The sequence below is a fragment of the Milkweed yellows phytoplasma str. MW1 genome, from assembly GCF_000309485.1.
GTDB lineage: Bacteria > Bacillota_I > Bacilli_A > Acholeplasmatales > Acholeplasmataceae > Phytoplasma.
Genome location: NZ_AKIL01000100.1, coordinates 1 through 820, shown reverse-complemented (window position 1 = coordinate 820; position 820 = coordinate 1). Strand labels below are relative to the sequence as shown.

General features: G+C 22.0%; 1 pseudogene. It reads right to left on the bottom strand.

Annotation, left to right across the window (positions count from 1 at the left end):
- Nucleotides 1-666 (bottom strand): annotated as a pseudogene (locus RI76_RS02100) (DUF2963 domain-containing protein); the annotation flags it as partial.
- Nucleotides 667-820 lie beyond the last annotated feature (154 nt).

Sequence of the window (820 nt, the reverse complement as noted above, 5' to 3'; positions counted from 1 at the left end):
TGTATATCCAGCATCTTTTAATTCTTTAAGTGTAAAACCAAGCTTTATTTTTAAATCATAAGAATCAGCCCCTAATTTTTTAAAATCTGATATTGTTTGATAAATTTGAGTTTTGAAATATTTAATATTACCATTTTTATCTGTTTCTTTATATTTTTCTTCATTAGCATCAAATTCTTCAATAGAACCATCAATATTTTTACGTTTTCTTAATTTTTCGTTAACAGGATTATATTCCTCCCAAACACCATCAGATAAAGTTTTTTTAATTAATTTACCATGAGAACCATATTCATAAATATTATTATATTTATCTATTTTTTTTAATAAAAGACCATTATTTTTATCATATTCATAAATATTGTCATCTAAATCAATCTTTTTGACTAATTTATGAGTAAATAAATTATAATATTCTATTTCACCAGTATCTCTTATTAATTTATAAGGAGTGCTTTTTAAATCTTCTATTTCTTGTTTTAACTTTATATTTTCCTCATGTAAAGCGTTATTTAATCTTTTAGCTTCTTCAGAAATATTTTTATCTAAAGTTATTCTTCTTTCTTCGGTTTCTAAATGATATTTATAAGCCATACTACCCCAATCCAAAAAACCAAAAACAATAATGTTGCAGTAATAATAAGAAGAAAAGGCACTATTCTCCAATGTCTACCTTTCCATTCAAAAGTACTCATAATTAACTTCTCCTAACCAATTTTTAAATAATTTAATAATTTAAAATTTATTTATTCTTTATCTTCATAAGCACATAAATATGAAACATTCATTAAAAAAGAAAAGATAAAACCTAATATTATTA